A 15,236-nucleotide genomic window follows, 5' to 3' on the forward strand; every position below is an offset into this window, starting at 1 on the left:
GCCTCCTTTTTCCACAGGAGGCAGATTTTAATTTCTTGCTTAGGTTATACCGGACTCACAAAGTCGGCATTCTTCGTATAAAGGTACAGTCCATAATCCTGCATAACGGATGTATTTCCCGTTTGCCGGATCATAGCCGCCACATGTCCGCGATGATAGTTTCCATGAGTGGAAATATGATAGATGGTTTCCATTGGGGTGGTATCCAACTGTCCCGCATATGGATTATCCACCGCGAATACTTTTTCCATGTCATGGTGATCGATATAATCCTTATACTCTTCTGCCAGGTTTTTGTACCGTTTCTCCATTTCGAGCAGTGTTTCTGCTTCAGCCTCTTTTCTCAATGTGTCCGAAGCAGCCAACCCCTCTTGCATATCCACCCCCTGCATGATTTTCAACCACAAATTGTCGGTTAAATACATATGTACCATAACAGTTGAAAGAGACGGAAAGATGCTTTGCCTCATTTCCCTTTTGAATAAATCCTCTGGAAGTTCCCGCAGCTTTTCAAAGATTCTGGCGTTCGCCCAAGCATGATAATCATACATTTCACGTGCATGATTCTTCATCCTATCAAACCTCCCCTTGCTTTGATCACTCCTAACTCTTTATCTATTCCAGAAAAACCTGTCATATTCCTTTTTCAAATAGAGGTTTAGTGACTATTACTAATTTTCATAGTCCACTTAAGAACCTTAAGATTGCATCATAGAAGAAATGGTACTGAAATCGTAATCATAACACACACGATATAAATCGATGATTTCTTCGTGCGTCGGTACCCGTGGGTTGTTTCCCGGGCTTCCGCTGTCAAGCGCATCGGTGGCCATTTTGGAGACGACTTGTTCGAACGCTTCCTGATCCACTCCCCAGCTCTTCAGGTTGGGAATTTGAAGATCGGCGCACAGCTTTTTGATTTCTTCAATGGCGAAATCCGCGAGCTCCTCTTTATCCTGCTTGCCCAGTTCTGGCTTGATGATTTGGGCAATGGCTGCCAGTTGATCCACCGCATCGCGCTTGCTAAACTCCAGGACAGCCGGTAACAGCATGGCATTGGAGACGCCATGTGGTACATGAAACAAAGCACCAATAGGCCGTGACATGCCGTGTACAAGGGTAACCGAAGCATTGGAAAAGGCAAGCCCCGCCTTCATTGCCGCCAATGCCATTTTCTCCTTGGCATCCATATTCTCAGGATGATGGTAAGCGGTACGCAAATTTGCGGTAATTAAGGCTATTGCAGAACGGGCAAAATCATCCGTGAGCGGCTGGCTCTTTTTTGAAATGAACGCTTCCATCGCGTGGCAAAGGGCATCGATTCCGGTGGCAGCGATTACATTCTTGGGTGTAGAAAGTGTAAGAAATGGATCGACGATCGCGGTACACGGCAGAAAGTTGGGATCCTTGATCATCATCTTAATATCATCTTTTGTATTGGTAATCACTGTGACGTCGGTTACTTCCGACCCAGTTCCAGCGGTGGTAGGAATGGCGATAAACGGAAGCGGTTTTTGTGAAATCTTTCTGGCTCCTCCTCTGTAATCCCCGATATATCCACCATTTGCGGCCACAACGGCAACCGCTTTTCCGGTATCCATACAGCTGCCTCCGCCGATGGCAACAATGACATCACACTTTTCTTCAAGGCAAAAGGCAAGGGCTTCTTTTACATGCAGATCGGTCGGTTCTGTATTCACATCCAGGTAAGAAACAAAGGGAAGACCTTGCTTTTCAATTAATCCCTCGCACTTTCTTACATGGCCAATCTTCTCCATCACCCGGTCACTGATCAATAACACCTTTGTGCCCAGTCCGGACGCCTCCTGTCCCAATTTATCCAGGGCATCCCGACCATAATACAAGGCATTGGGCATTCGAAATTCTGCAAATTTCTTCATGCTCTTCCTCCTTTCAATTTTTCTACTTAATTATTCTTGCAAGAACCGAGCCACCTTTGAAAACCCTTTCAAAAGGTGGCAGAGATCGAAATGGATGCTCCGCCTTTACTTTTCTCCTTTTTTCAAAAACATCATATCCCAAAACACAATGCCGAGTGCTGTTCCAACCGGCACTCCCAGACGGGAAACGTCAAAGGGATCCGGTCGTTGAAACACCATGTTCAACACACAACAACCGAGACTAAAAGAAGAAGCAAGCACGAGAAACTTCAGCAGCCTCCTCGCCCATTGGTTAAGTGTCAGGCTTTTCAGATTCAAAAGGATTTTAATAATAAAATATATACAGGAGAGAAACAGAAGCAGCAGGAAGCCGATAACAAAAGCAAAGGAAAACGTGCTATCCAAGCCTTTATTCGCAAATAAAAACGTGCCGATTAACCCAATAAAAAATAGACTGTAATAGATGATTCCTGCAATGTTCTTCATGGTTCTCCTGTCCTATTCCCTCATGATAAATGGTTTCCATAGCAACTATACGGCGATAGACAGGAATAAGCAATCTTTTTACTAGATTAAAATTATTAACGAATTATTAACGACGGGACGGCCAGGAACCCTGCATCTTTCTGATTAGAAGAATCTGTCCCGTATGGTAAGCATCATGCAGCATGATGTCCAGCAGCTTCGCCTCAAGCGAATCTTGACCTAGATCCTCAACCGGCGTTTCACTAAGTACACGCCGTAACCCTTGTTGAGCACGTTCGGCACGCTCCACAACATTCTTCCATTGTTGATCGTCACTGGAAGGTTCGGTAAGCAAGAACGTTTCTTCCCCATCAAGGTTGTGTGTCCATTCACGTCCCTCCATTTTTGCAGCCGTCCTCTCTTTATAATAAATGAGATGATTGACGTTCTCCCAAATGGATTTCGTTGCTTCACCAGGAGGCCTCCACCTCGCTTGCTCAGCCGTTATTCCGTTAATCGCATCCTTAAACGGGGCATACCAGCTCTCTTTGTCGTACGTGGTATCCAAAACATTTAATAGTAGATCCATACGGTTCAAAACTATCTCCTCCTTTGATTATCTTACCTTCCGTTTTGTGCAAATCTTACTTTCTCGATGAACAAACTGAACACCTGCTTGTTTCTGTAAAAAATTCACCCCCATAAACGACCTGTATATTACCAATTATTTATAGAGTACATATGTGGGGTTGTAAGACACGGACAAAAGGAGGCTCAATGATGGACGACTATGTAAAAGATGCGTTGCAGGAATGGAAAGAAGAGCTGCAGGGCCAAAAGAAAGACATTGATGAAGAATATGAAAAAGTAAAGACGGAACTCCAGCTCTATTCCTATAAATTCGGTATTACCAAACAAGTTCTTCAGTCGACGATCAATGAAGAAATGATTAAAAATATTAAAGCCACCTATCAGGAGCCTTTCGAAGAGAAATACAATGAACTCAAGGCTCAGTTAAAAAAGCTGGAAGATAAACGCAATGTCTACAATATGTTTGTTGAAAAAATTGAACAGACAAATCCCGCAAAATAACAAAGAAAACTCGCCTGTAGGCGAGTTTTCTTTGTTCATATACAGTTCTTTTAAAGGCCTACCCCATATTGCTGAAGGTCGGTTTTCCCGCAACCTCGTAGCGTAATAGAGCGGACCCGCTTGAGAACGTTCTGGATTCAAGCAATTGAAGGGCGGCTGGAATCGTCCCGGAATCGAAGAACCGTTTTCCTTTTCCAAGCAATACCGGAAACTGCCAGATGTTCATGCGGTCAATCAGCTCATGACGCAGCAATGTCTGAAGCAGGTCGCTGCTGCCGGCGACGTGCACTTCTGAATACCTCTCCTTCAGCAATGGCACACTTGTGGCCACATCTCCATCAAGCAGATTTGAGTTGTTCCAATCGACGCTCGTTAATGTTCGAGATGCGACATATTTAGGCTTCTCATTAAACAGCTTGGTGAACGGGTTGGTGTCCGGAGCCTGCTGCCAGTATGGCGCAAAGATTTCGTACGTTTTGCGGCCGAGCAGCAGCGCGTCGAGCCTCGCATAATCAGCCGCGATCAGTTTTCCGGCCTCAGCATCGACATACGGTGCCTGCCAACCTCCATAGCCAAACCCTCCCTCGCGATCTTCATCAATTCCTCCCGGGGATTGAATAACCCCATCCAACGTCATGAACATATGCACAACCAGTTTTCCCATGTTCCTTTTCATCCTTTCCAAATAACTTAGGAATGTAAAAAAACGTCTTTAGGGTTATCATTTCAACGGCCAAAGTATAATTCCTTGTCTCCACTAAACTCCTCCGCATAAATAAGAAAGGCATATGGCTGCTCATACGAAAAATCACGTGTTCCAATTAACACGTCATTTCTTAAGGCATTTATTTTGTTTTAACGGCTGGCTTTAATGTATTTCTTCACCACTTCGTACACATATTCCTGACAAGCAGCAGCTGTATCCGGGCTGTATTTTCCGCCATTTACCTTATTGTTGGAAAGAACACGAATTCCGAGAAACGGAGCATCGTAAGCCTTTGCAATCTGAGCAGCTGATGCCCCTTCCATCTCCTCAACCGAAGTTCCGGTCGGAGCAAAGGAATAACAAAAATAAAATGTCAGGGCTTGCTCTCCCTGACATTTTTATGAATTTCTTTTTGGATCGCTTCACATACCTGGTTAATATTCGTGAAGGATTTTCTTTTGTAGTCCCTGTGGTAAAGCATCTCATACCTCATCTGATCAGCAGCATAATAAATGGTCATCCAGGATTCCGACTTGTAGCGAATCGTGTACGTAATACGCGACCGAACGAGCTGGCTATTTTTTAAATCCAGCAACTTCGCTTTCATTTCTATCAAATTCAATTGGACCACCTCCAAATATTACAAATTTCGATTTATAATATTTAAATAGTGAAAATATCCCCCTTTTTACAATAACATATAATAAATGGCAATTAATGTGTCAAAAGTCCTCTTTTCAGCATAAAAAAAAGGAGCACTGGCCGGTACCAATCCTCCTGTTATTCTCGAATTTACAGCTTCTTCACCATATAATATTGCTTTTGATCCGGACCTGGATATCCGTCAACGATTCCGACAACCTCAACTGCTTCCCATCCAAAACCGCACTGCTTTTTACCTTGTACCACATATCCCGCTCGAAGATTCCCGAAAAGATACCAGCCCAATGGCTGGGCAATAACACACCTTTGTTCCCTTTAAAAATACGATGCTCCCAACTGTTTGTCAGCCGGACAACAGCTGTTTGATCCTCAAGTGAAAGATGGATAACCTCAAAATTTCCCCAGCCAGCATTCCTGTAAATATTGTTGTATCCGGCAGAAAGATGCTCAATTCCCCTTCTCCCGCTGTAGTACGATGTAACCAGGCTGCCCATTCGGTATCCTGTGGTCTCATAAACCGTTCGAGAGACATCTTTGCCAGATACTTCTTCAATCGTTTTTAAAAACAATTCAATCGCAGAATCCCAGAATAGCAGGGAAGGAGCTCCATCAAACGTCAGAAGCCCATTTTCCTGATTCCATACAAATTCATTGTTGTTCACTTGAATGCTAACACCGGGTTTCGTCATAAAATAGTCTCCTGTGGGAAATAAGTTATACTTTCATTGTACCCAAATAGACCCAATATTCCAATTTTTCTGAATTTTATTTTTCAGAAAACTAGGTTGACAGGTTTAGCATAGAGCGGTTATGATATTTACCATTATCCTAAACAACGTACTTTTAAACGCAATGAACGGGAGCAGTAAAAGTGATGAAGTAGAGGCAGAGAGCTGCGGGTTGGTGGAACGCAGACTATGAATCCTTTGAACTCGCCCGGGAGCAGCAGGACAGAAAGAATCTATTCTTATGTTTTGACGACTAACCTTCGTTATCAGGTTTTCAAGCAGGATTCTGTTTTTTTAGAATCAACAAGAGTGGCACCGCGGTCAGCCCAAGGCTTATCGTCTCTTTTCTCAGTCCATGAGAAAGAGATGGTAAGCCTTTTTTAATGGTTAGGATTCAGATTGCAGAGGGAGAGGTTAGGAAGATGGAAAAACACACCAAGAGTTTGCAGCGCACCATGACTTCGCGCCATATTATGATGATGGCATTGGGCGGCAGCATCGGAGCAGGATTATTTAAAGGCAGCAGTGCAGCCATTGATACGGCTGGCCCCGCTGTGGTATTGGCTTATTTAATCGGAGGCATTATTCTATTATTCATTATGCAGGGACTGGCTGAAATGGCGGTACAAAACAGCGGAGCCCGTACGTTTCGTGATCTCGTTCAATCGGTGCTGGGCGTATTTCCAGCCTACTTTTTAGATTGGGTCTATTGGAAAATGTGGGTACTGAATATTGCGGCTGAAGCTGTCGTAGCAGCAATTTTCCTTCAGTATTGGTTCTCAGAAACCCCGATTTGGGTACTCGCTCTCTTGGTTTCGGTGGCCGTTACAGTCGTCAATTTGCTATCCGTTAAGATCTTTGCGGAAACCGAATACTGGCTTGCTTTGATCAAGATCAGCGTCATTGTCATCTTTATCCTTGCCGGAATTCTGTTATTGTTTGCATCCTTTGGTCACCACGTCGCACCTTCCTTCTCCAACTTAACCGGACAAGGCGGATTCTTTCCAAATGGATCGACAGGTTTGATCACCGCCATGCTCGTCGTCATTTACTCATATGGCGGAACGGAGATCATCGGTGTGACCCTGGCCGAAACGAAAAATCCGGAAAAGGTTGTACCTAAAGCGGTACGCAGCACGTTGACCCGCATTATTGCCTTTTATATTTTTCCTTTCTTTATCATTGTGGGTTTGATTCCATGGGACAAGGTAAACGGAGTGAACGAAAGTCCGTTTGTCCTGGTATTTCAATTGATCGGGATCCCGGGAGCCGACCATGTCATGAACGCTGTCATCCTGCTTGCGATCATTTCCTCAATGAACTCAGGGCTTTATGGTTCCTCCCGTGTTCTTTATACTCAGGCTGTTGACGGGCGGGTGCCTAAGATTTTCGCACAGCTGTCATCGAAAAAGGTTCCTGTGTATTCCATCTTGATGTGTACGGCTTCCCTGTATGCCGGTGTTTTGATTTCAATTTTTGCCGGCAGCCAGACCTTCAACTACTTAATGGGATCCCTTGGTTATACGGTGCTGTTCATCTGGCTGATTATCGCCTTTGCTCACCTCAAGTCTCGAAAAGGTACAGAGAAGCTTTCAGGCTATTATGTAAAATGGTTTCCATATACCACATGGGTGGCGATTATTGCCCTATTGGCGATTCTAGTCGGAATCATTATGACAACGTCACTTATCATTACAGGCGTGACACTCGGGATTTATCTTTTGATTTCCTTGACCTATGTAATAAGAAGAGATACTCTTTCTTCCATACAACGGATAGGGGCTTAACAGCAGTGAAAAAACGTCCTCGGTTGGGGACGTTTTGCTGTTTATCCTCTATAGATGTTGTAAAGGGAAAAACCTATGATCAGCATAGAATAGGAGATCCCTGTTTTGAGACCGGCCGGTATTTTTGATCTCTCGAATTTTCCTGCAGCAAAAAATGCAACAAACAATACAGGAAGCATTAACCACCACAAGGCCCATTGCTGAGGTGTAACACTTACAATAAGATAAGCTATCCCTACACAAAAGGCTGTGTCTCGGTATTTTTGAAAAAAGTTCTTAGTATCTTTTCTTTCCATTGTTCCTCCTACTGCTTAAAACGTGTATCCATTTGTTCTTCAATCTTAAAGTCATGATCAACGAGCATGACCGTATCTACACGATACTTGGGCTTCAGATATCTAAAGGCTTCATGAGCTCTCTCGATACCGTTCCCCCTTCATATACCTTTCCTTCTGATCCGCCTCTTCCATGACATTTTTTAAGAAAAGCACGCCTGAATGGAGCGTGCTTTTTCAAGATGTTTTAATGTAGTTGTTAACCATTTAGCTGAGTGAAAATCTCCTTTGCTGGATCGTTAGCCAAGGTCGATTTTCCTCCCAATGTACATTTACTTGCATTTTATAGGTCTCGGATAAGGATTCACTTGTTAACACTTCTTGTTTCGGCCCCGATGCAACGATTTGCCCATCACGAAGTAATAAGACATGCGTAATCACATCGGAAATTTCCTCAATATGATGAGTCACATAAAGTAAATGGCTATTTTTTTGGACGATGTCATCCATTAAACCTAGCACTTCTTCACGAGAAAGCACATCTAATCCTGTACACGGTTCATCGAGTATGAGAATTTGAGGATCACACATTAACGCACGGGCAATGAGGACTCTTCGTTTTTCTCCTTGTGATAATTTGTTGAAGGTCTTCCCATTTAAATAATCTAAACGCAGTACAGTAAGTAAAGAACCTGCTTTTTCCCAGTCTTCATCCGTAACTTCTTCATATATACCAAAGGAAGCAAATTTACCACTCACCACAACTTCTTCCACAGTTTCCTGCTCTAACAGTTGTGAAAATTTCTCTAACGAACTGCTCACATACCCTATTTTCTTTCGCAGATTAGGCAGGTTGGTCTTTCCAAATTCATTTTCCAGGACGGTAACCTTCCCTGTAGTAGAAAAATGATAGCCTGTCACAATATTTAATAATGAAGTTTTACCAGAACCGTTTAACCCCAGAATGGCCCAATGCTCATTTGTTTTTACTTCCCAATTAATCTCACTCAGTATATTTTGGCCATCTCTTCTCCATGATACATCCTCAAAGCTAATAACTCTCTCCACGCCATATCACCTCCAAATGTAATGTGTTTTGCATCAAAGAACATGACTATCTCTTGGACCGTATAAACCTGTTCATCTTCTCTTTTACATATTTCAAAGTTAACATAAACCGAAAATAATGTAGTTTTCAACCTTAAGTTTAAATTAGTATTGATTATTTTTAAAAAAGTAAATCACAAATTCATAAGAATAAGCTCCGTTCAATACTCAGCACCTTAATAGGTTATTTCACCTTCATTATTCTCAGCCAAAAATCTGAGGAATACAAAAACGAACCTAGGCAATATAAGGTTCGTCTTTTCCTCCAATCGTAAATGACTGTTTGAACATTGAATATTAAAGGATTCCGTTATATGCGTTTTCAATTATTTCTTTTATATCTTTGCTGCTGGTCAATCTTGGACTTATTAAAACATTTCCACTTCTCATTGAGTCTTCAACAGGTTTTGGCAACACATCTAACGATACATGAAGGTCTTTTATATTTGAAGGGATATTTAATGTGTTATTTAATTTTATAATAGCCTGAATTGCTAGTTCTGCTCTTCTTTAACAGGAATCCCATCAGTCTTTTCACCTAATGCCTTTGCCATGTCTACCATTTTGTCAGGGCATGCTGGTAAATTGAATCTAATAACAAATGGTAACAGTGTAGCATTAATTCCATGTGGTACATTAAATACTCCGCTAAAAGTATGTGAAAAAGATTTAGTATAAAAATAGCCCTTCTCAAAACGGAAGGGCTATTTTTATCGATTGAGGATCTGAGCAGATCCCACTCAGTTCACAGAATTCCTCAGCAGCGCATCTCTTTCGTGTCGTTCAATCGCCAAGGCGATCAATTTGTCGATAAGTTGACTGTAAGGAATCCCGCTTATTTCCCAAAGCTTGGGATACATGCTTATTTTCGTGAAGCCGGGGATCGTGTTTACTTCATTAATGATGATGTCCTGTTCATTGACGAAAAAATCCACCCTTGCAAAGCCCTCGCAGTTTAACGCCTGAAAGGCTTGAATGGCAGTCTCCTGGATCTTTGCTGTTAACGGTTCACTCAGCTTTGCTGGAATTTCCAATACCGCTCCGTTTTCATCGATATATTTAGCCTCATACGAATAGAACTCTCCGTTGGAAACAATTTCTCCGGGTACAGAAGCCAAAGGCTCTTCATTGCCGAGCACCGAGCACTCGATTTCTCTGCCATTGATTCCTTCTTCAATTAATATCTTATGGTCGAATTGGAACGCCTCTTCCACTGCTCGTGTAAATTCCTCTTGTGACTGCACTTTACTTACCCCCACTGAAGAACCTTGGTTGGAAGGCTTTATAAATAACGGCAATCCTAAATCCTCTACTACTGCATCAAAGCTTATTTTGTTCTTTGTTGCTCGTGTATACGTATGTGACTTAGCGACCTTTAACCCGGCATCTTTTAGCAGCCGTTTCGCTATGTCCTTATCCATACAAACTGCAGAGCCAAGAATATTGGAGCCGACAAAAGGGATGTTCGCCATCCGGAGCATTCCCTGAATGCTTCCATCCTCCCCTAATGTCCCGTGAAGGATGGGAAATACAACATCAAGTTGGCTCAAGCTTTTTGTTGTATTTAAACTTATCAACTGATTCTCGCTTTCTCCAGGAACGACCGCAATGCCATGATTGGTTTTATTTAGTTCAATTAACTTTGCATCGTCTGCGTTGAGCAGGAATTGAGAAGCATTATTTAAATGCCATCTTCCTTCCTTATCAATGCCGATTAACGTGACTTCATATTGATCCTGATCGATTGCTTCGAGCACATTTTTCACCGACTGTAAGGAGACCTCATGCTCAGCAGACTTTCCTCCAAAGATCAATCCAACCTTTTTCTTCTCCATTCAAACACCACCTGTCAGGAATCTTATATCATCGTCATTTTATTTTGTTCGTTTTAAAAATTCGTTTCCAGTTTCTATTATATAACCGCTAACCCCGTCCTGAAAATAAGAAGGATTCGTAAACAGTCGAATAGAATCCTTTAAAGAATCATGTGATCGGCAAAAAAAAGGAATAAAGGAGATGGTGGCTATGAAGATCCAAAGAATAGACCATGTGGGTGTTGTCGTAAATGATCTGGAAGCGGCCAAAGCGTTTTTTCTCGATTTTGGACTTGAGATGCTGGGGGAAGCTGAAGTGGAAGGAGAATGGGCCGAACGGATTATTGGACTTACAGACGTTAGAGAGACGGTTGTTATGTTTGGGATGCCAGACGGCGAGACAAAGCTGGAGCTGGTAAAATTTCATACGCCCTCATCTGAAAAAGGGATTCAGCCGTCTTTGAACACGTTGGGTATTACGCATATAGCATTTGCCGTTGAAGACATTGAAGGTATTGTTGCCAAAATGAAAAAGAAAGGCACGGAAACTGTTGGTGAGATTCAGCAATATAAAGACAGCTATAAGTTATGTTTCGTACGTGGACCAGAGGGAATTATTTTAGAGCTGGCAGAGAAACTCAAGTAAATAGCCTTTTGGACAGCAGCCACTTTTCAAAGGAAAAGTGGCTGTAATGTGCTTTTTTCATTTATTTAATATACAAGTTGGATATGAAGCCGTTCATTTTCTAAAAAGGCTAAAACCGTTTCTTTAAATTTTTCGGGATCCTCTAAATCAGGGAAATGTGCACTATGATGAAATAACACAAGTTCACTATTGCTTAGTTCTTTGTGAATGAGTTTTGAAATCGGAATTCCTGTATTACGATCAAATACACCTGTCATAATCAAGGTTTGTTGTGATATGTCTCTCAGCCGATCTATTAAAGGGATGGAAAGTGGGAACTTTTGTAATGCCTTAAACATAAGACCTGTATTCACCAGGCTACTTACCTCCCACATGTCCATATTTCTTCTTCCCCTGCCAGTTCATCCATTAAAATGTTCATGCTGTCCCCCCTATCAATGATTTAATAGTTTCCCCATCAGGATGGTATTATAATAGTTTCCGTCGGATAAGCGCTTATCGTATTTCAAGACCCCTTCAGTTTCAAACCCCAATTTTTCATAAAGTGCTATTGCTTTAGTGTTCGTCTCCAAAACGGAGAGCGATATTTTTTTGATATCCTGTGCATCAGCCCAGTTGATCGTTTCCTGCAGGAACATCTTACCGATCCCGTATCCCCAAAACTCTTTCAACACACAAACACCGAACTCAACTTTATGCGAAAGCCGCCGTAAAGGGCTCCCTTCACATCTGGCTAATCCAGCAATTCTTCCACCCACATCTGCCACCAAAAACAAATGATTGAGGGCTTCAGTATCCTTCTTTATGATCGAAAGGAAACCCGCCTCATCAATGTACCCTTCCCCTTGTTCCCGGTCCATGTTCTCGGTTTCGCCATCGATTTGTACACGCGCCTCTGATAGGCTTTTTGCATCGTGTTCCTCGGCGGATCGGATGATGTACTTTATATCACGTACTGAACATTCCTTTGGCTCGATCTTCATATGTTATCTACTCCGATCAACTCAGTCCCATACGAGTTATCAATCGCACACAACCATTCACCCTCTGTATTTTTTCGGAACACATAGGTCGCTTTTCGCTCCATGGAATAGGTAGTTTCTTCTTTATCCGAGGCGAGAATTGTTTGGGAAAGAACGAGCGCGGTGTCTCCCGCTTCCAAGATCATCATCTCTCCCTGTTTGGGTTCAATGCTGTTTTTGAAATAAGCGGCAATGGCGATGAATGCTTTTTTGATTTCAGCCTTCCCGTTTGCCACCATTCCCGGTTTAACTACTAGAACCGCATCCTCCGTATAGTAGTTCATGAGGAAATCGAAATCCTCCTGTTTGATGGCGAGATCACACTTCCTGATGATTTCTTTTAATTCATGATCCATTTTCTTTCCTCCTGACTCTCCATAGTTCCATCCATTATAATCCTTAGAAGGAAAGAAAATCTATATAAAAAAAGAGACGCCGCTTTTGCGATACGCCTCAACACTTGCTTGCTATTTTGTTTTATAAACCGGGATCTCCAGATTGATGCTGTAATTGTTCAACAAACTGTACAGGTTATAAATCTGTCTTACCTGTTTCGACGCCCACCCAATATCTGTTGCGTATTGATGGGATGGATAACCCAGTGCTTCTGCAGCCGATGGATTCCATCGCATCTTATAAATGGTATCCTGCTTTTTGTTGATGTAGCCTATGGCTATAAAGCGCGCTCCGCCGACAATCGCATCTTCCGGGGTAAACCAGCCGGCATTATACGCATAGGCTGCACCGTTTTGCACTGCGTTGCCATCATTGGCCCCGATTCCGTACATATTATACACGGTTCTACCATTATATAGGACTCCTGTGGCCAGCTGTGACCGGCCATTACCTGTTTCAAGCAACGCATGCGAAATCAAATAGATGTCGTTCACGCCGTAAAGGTTTCCTGCCTTGATAAAAGAAGAAGCTTTGCCTTCTAAAATTCCTTTACCGGAAAGAATGCGCTGGTTTACTTCTGCCGTGTTCAAGTTGGCGGTTTGAGACAGTTTCACAAATTGATAGGATTTTACAGGATCGTCCTTAAAGTTGTTCGGATCCAGATAGTACTTTACATCCTCAGGACTGGCATTTACCCAGGTATCCTTGATATCCACCTGATACCAAATATGGCCGTCCGAACCTTTCACCTGGGAAAGGACCTTCAGCTGTTCTCCCCTTCTCACTGTTGTGATTTTCCAGTAGTTCGTTCCAGCTCCACCACGAATGTTCCAATCTCCAAGGACCGTGCCATAAATCGAGCTTGTCATTCGAATAGCGTCTTCACGGATATAGCTTTTATATTTTTGGTCGGTTTGTGGAGAAGCACCCAACTGAAGCTTGACCATCTCGTCGAGAGTGAGATTATACTTTTGCCCCGTTTCAGAAACCGCTATGCCGTCGGGGGAACCTAGCTTTTCCTTCAGGTAAGAGGTACTCACATAGCCAGTCTTGCCATTGGCAGAGATTTTGGACCAGCTGCCAGATTGGGAAAGGAGCGTAACCGCTGTACCTCTTGCCAGCTTTGTAACGACTGCAAACGTTGTCCCTGGACCTGATCTCACGTTGAGACTTGAAGAAGCTTCTACATCGACAAACCGAACGACCGTTTCAGGTTCAGAAGGCTTTGGAGCTGGTGACGGTTTGGCAGTGCCTGGCTTAGTCGTGGTGAGATATTTTGTGCTCACATAACCCGTGCTGCTGCCGGCTTTTACCTTGGCCCAGCCGTTGGATTCGGAATGATAAACAGTGACTTCCTCCCCGTCTTTTAACGTTTTGATGACTGCCGAATTCGTCGTCCCGGCTTTTCTTAAGTTCAATGCGCCGCTTACTTTTACATACTTTGTGGTCGTTTTCGTTTCGGGTGCTGGAGTTGGTTTCGGCCTTGACGTACTGCCAGACTTGGTGGCAGTGAGGTATTTTGTACTCACATAGCCGGTGCTGCCGGAAACTTTTACTTTTGCCCATCCGTTGGACTCCGAATAAACGGTCACTTTTTCTCCATCATTGAGTGTTTTGATGACAGAAGATTTGGTAGTCGCACCTTTTCTTAAATTCAGGGCACCGCTTACCTTTACATACTTTGTGGTGGTTTCCGGTTCAGGTGCTGGAGTTGGAGCAGGTTTTGGCTTTGACAAACTACCAGGCTTTGTTGCAGTGAGATATTTTGTACTCACATAGCCGGTGCTGCCGGAAGCTTTTACCTTTGCCCACCCTTTGGACTCGGAATAAACAGTGACGGTTACTCCGTTTTTCAGCGTTTTAATGACTGCCGAATTGGTCGTGGCTGCTTTTCGTAAGTTTAAAGCTCCGCTGACTTTCACATATTTGGTTGTCGTTTTAGATGAGGAAACTGCTGCAGGCTTGCTTGTTGAACCCTTTGAAACCGTGTTCGATGGTTTGGAAGATGATAGATACTTTGAGCTTACATAGCCATTCTTGCCGTTTGCGTTAATTTTGGCCCAGCCACCTGTTTCGGAAAATACCGTCACCTGTGTCCCTTTTGCCAATTTAGCTATGACAGACGCACCTGTGGATGCACTCTTACGTAAATTCAAAGAACCTTCACTCACCTTAACGTACTTGGTGGTGGTTGCAACTTTGGTGGCGGTGGTGGCCAAGGTGATCAAATACTTGGAGCTGACATAGCCATAGCTGCTCCCTACCTTAAGCTTGGACCATCCTTTTGATTCTGAATAAACAGTTACCTTTACTCCTTTACCAAGCTTTCCAATAATGGGAGATCTGGTGTTGATGCTTTTGCGAACGTTCAGACTTGAACCTGACCGGACATTCACGACCTTCTTCTTAATTTCCTGAGCCGATGCGGGATCCGCCTCGATTGCCTGATATAAGGCTGTGGTAGAAAGCACGGCGAAACAAAAACCTGGGATGACTAATTTCTTCATTTCATTCTCCTCTGCCTATGTAGTCTTGAATCAGAAGAAAATCTGATTCTCCCCTTCATATCGGTAACTTTTGGCAGAGTTTAATGAAAAAACTAGAAAAATAGAGAATAATTTACCATAAAAATTA

At 43.0% G+C, this 15,236-nt stretch carries 17 protein-coding genes, 1 pseudogene and 1 other annotated feature; of the genes and pseudogenes, 3 read left to right on the forward strand and 15 right to left on the reverse strand.

Annotated elements, in window-relative coordinates:
* Positions 1 to 44: 44 nt before the first annotated feature.
* From DMO16_RS08950 to DMO16_RS08965, 4 genes are all read right to left on the reverse strand, one after another.
* The gene (locus tag DMO16_RS08950; protein WP_061968269.1) at positions 45 to 572 is read right to left on the reverse strand and encodes a DinB family protein; all 528 of its coding nucleotides are present in this window, start codon (positions 570 to 572) and stop codon (positions 45 to 47) included.
* 126 nt (positions 573 to 698) lie between these two features.
* On the reverse strand, positions 699 to 1,901 hold the full coding sequence (locus DMO16_RS08955; protein ID WP_129476875.1) for an iron-containing alcohol dehydrogenase: 1,203 nt from the start codon (positions 1,899 to 1,901) through the stop codon (positions 699 to 701).
* Positions 1,902 to 2,006: 105 nt separating this feature from the next.
* Complete coding sequence (locus DMO16_RS08960) at positions 2,007 to 2,387, reverse strand: hypothetical protein (RefSeq protein ID WP_129476877.1); 381 nt, start codon at positions 2,385 to 2,387, stop codon at positions 2,007 to 2,009.
* A gap of 106 nt (positions 2,388 to 2,493) precedes the next feature.
* Positions 2,494 to 2,964, reverse strand: a complete 471-nt coding sequence (locus tag DMO16_RS08965) for a DinB family protein (RefSeq protein ID WP_061968260.1) — start codon at positions 2,962 to 2,964, stop codon at positions 2,494 to 2,496.
* 182 nt (positions 2,965 to 3,146) lie between these two features.
* On the opposite strand from DMO16_RS08965, the gene DMO16_RS08970 reads away from it, so the two are divergent.
* Positions 3,147 to 3,458 carry a hypothetical protein gene (locus DMO16_RS08970; protein ID WP_061968258.1) on the forward strand — a complete coding sequence of 104 codons (312 nt, stop codon included), beginning with the start codon at positions 3,147 to 3,149 and terminating at the stop codon, positions 3,456 to 3,458.
* Between the two features lie 58 nt (positions 3,459 to 3,516).
* Here DMO16_RS08970 and DMO16_RS08975 read toward each other — a convergent pair whose 3' ends face one another.
* The 4 genes and pseudogenes from DMO16_RS08975 to DMO16_RS08990 form a co-directional block, all read right to left on the reverse strand.
* Positions 3,517 to 4,122 carry a dihydrofolate reductase family protein gene (locus tag DMO16_RS08975; RefSeq protein WP_129476880.1) on the reverse strand — a complete coding sequence of 202 codons (606 nt, stop codon included), beginning with the start codon at positions 4,120 to 4,122 and terminating at the stop codon, positions 3,517 to 3,519.
* A 191-nt stretch (positions 4,123 to 4,313) separates the two neighbouring features.
* Positions 4,314 to 4,505 (reverse strand): annotated as a pseudogene (locus DMO16_RS08980) (5'-methylthioadenosine nucleosidase); the annotation flags it as partial.
* A gap of 32 nt (positions 4,506 to 4,537) precedes the next feature.
* The gene (locus DMO16_RS08985) at positions 4,538 to 4,786 is read right to left on the reverse strand and encodes a hypothetical protein (protein WP_061968252.1); all 249 of its coding nucleotides are present in this window, start codon (positions 4,784 to 4,786) and stop codon (positions 4,538 to 4,540) included.
* Positions 4,787 to 4,967: 181 nt separating this feature from the next.
* Positions 4,968 to 5,516 carry a hypothetical protein gene (locus DMO16_RS08990; protein ID WP_129476883.1) on the reverse strand — a complete coding sequence of 183 codons (549 nt, stop codon included), beginning with the start codon at positions 5,514 to 5,516 and terminating at the stop codon, positions 4,968 to 4,970.
* A 154-nt stretch (positions 5,517 to 5,670) separates the two neighbouring features.
* Positions 5,671 to 5,902: a binding site (T-box leader), on the forward strand.
* A gap of 75 nt (positions 5,903 to 5,977) precedes the next feature.
* Between DMO16_RS08990 and DMO16_RS08995 the strand changes: the two genes are divergently transcribed.
* Positions 5,978 to 7,342 (forward strand): amino acid permease, encoded by a 1,365-nt coding sequence (locus tag DMO16_RS08995; protein ID WP_129476885.1) that lies wholly within the window; start codon positions 5,978 to 5,980, stop codon positions 7,340 to 7,342.
* Between the two features lie 41 nt (positions 7,343 to 7,383).
* Here DMO16_RS08995 and DMO16_RS09000 read toward each other — a convergent pair whose 3' ends face one another.
* The 3 genes from DMO16_RS09000 to ddlA all read right to left on the reverse strand — a co-directional run bounded on the left by DMO16_RS09000 (position 7,384) and on the right by ddlA (position 10,559).
* On the reverse strand, positions 7,384 to 7,638 hold the full coding sequence (locus DMO16_RS09000) for a hypothetical protein (RefSeq protein ID WP_061968245.1): 255 nt from the start codon (positions 7,636 to 7,638) through the stop codon (positions 7,384 to 7,386).
* Positions 7,639 to 7,884: 246 nt separating this feature from the next.
* Positions 7,885 to 8,685, reverse strand: coding sequence for an ABC transporter ATP-binding protein (locus tag DMO16_RS09005; RefSeq protein WP_129476887.1), 801 nt, complete (start codon positions 8,683 to 8,685; stop codon positions 7,885 to 7,887).
* A 779-nt stretch (positions 8,686 to 9,464) separates the two neighbouring features.
* Positions 9,465 to 10,559: a D-alanine--D-alanine ligase gene (gene ddlA / locus DMO16_RS09015; protein ID WP_129476889.1), complete on the reverse strand. Its 1,095-nt coding sequence runs from the start codon at positions 10,557 to 10,559 to the stop codon at positions 9,465 to 9,467.
* A 190-nt stretch (positions 10,560 to 10,749) separates the two neighbouring features.
* Between ddlA and DMO16_RS09020 the strand changes: the two genes are divergently transcribed.
* Positions 10,750 to 11,184 carry a VOC family protein gene (locus tag DMO16_RS09020; RefSeq protein WP_129476891.1) on the forward strand — a complete coding sequence of 145 codons (435 nt, stop codon included), beginning with the start codon at positions 10,750 to 10,752 and terminating at the stop codon, positions 11,182 to 11,184.
* A gap of 65 nt (positions 11,185 to 11,249) precedes the next feature.
* Here DMO16_RS09020 and DMO16_RS09025 read toward each other — a convergent pair whose 3' ends face one another.
* From DMO16_RS09025 to DMO16_RS09040, 4 genes are all read right to left on the reverse strand, one after another.
* Positions 11,250 to 11,564 carry an alpha/beta fold hydrolase gene (locus DMO16_RS09025; RefSeq protein ID WP_206738078.1) on the reverse strand — a complete coding sequence of 105 codons (315 nt, stop codon included), beginning with the start codon at positions 11,562 to 11,564 and terminating at the stop codon, positions 11,250 to 11,252.
* A gap of 54 nt (positions 11,565 to 11,618) precedes the next feature.
* Complete coding sequence (locus DMO16_RS09030) at positions 11,619 to 12,167, reverse strand: GNAT family N-acetyltransferase (RefSeq protein ID WP_129476895.1); 549 nt, start codon at positions 12,165 to 12,167, stop codon at positions 11,619 to 11,621.
* Complete coding sequence (locus DMO16_RS09035; RefSeq protein WP_129476897.1) at positions 12,164 to 12,562, reverse strand: YybH family protein; 399 nt, start codon at positions 12,560 to 12,562, stop codon at positions 12,164 to 12,166. Before DMO16_RS09035 ends, DMO16_RS09030 begins: the two co-directional genes overlap by 4 nt.
* A 111-nt stretch (positions 12,563 to 12,673) precedes the next feature.
* Entirely contained in the window at positions 12,674 to 15,109 is a 2,436-nt protein-coding gene (locus DMO16_RS09040; protein WP_129476899.1) for an SH3 domain-containing protein, read from the reverse strand.
* Positions 15,110 to 15,236 lie beyond the last annotated feature (127 nt).

The sequence above is a fragment of the Fictibacillus sp. S7 genome (genome assembly GCF_004127935.1).
GTDB classification, from domain to species: domain Bacteria; phylum Bacillota; class Bacilli; order Bacillales; family Fictibacillaceae; genus Fictibacillus_C; species Fictibacillus_C enclensis.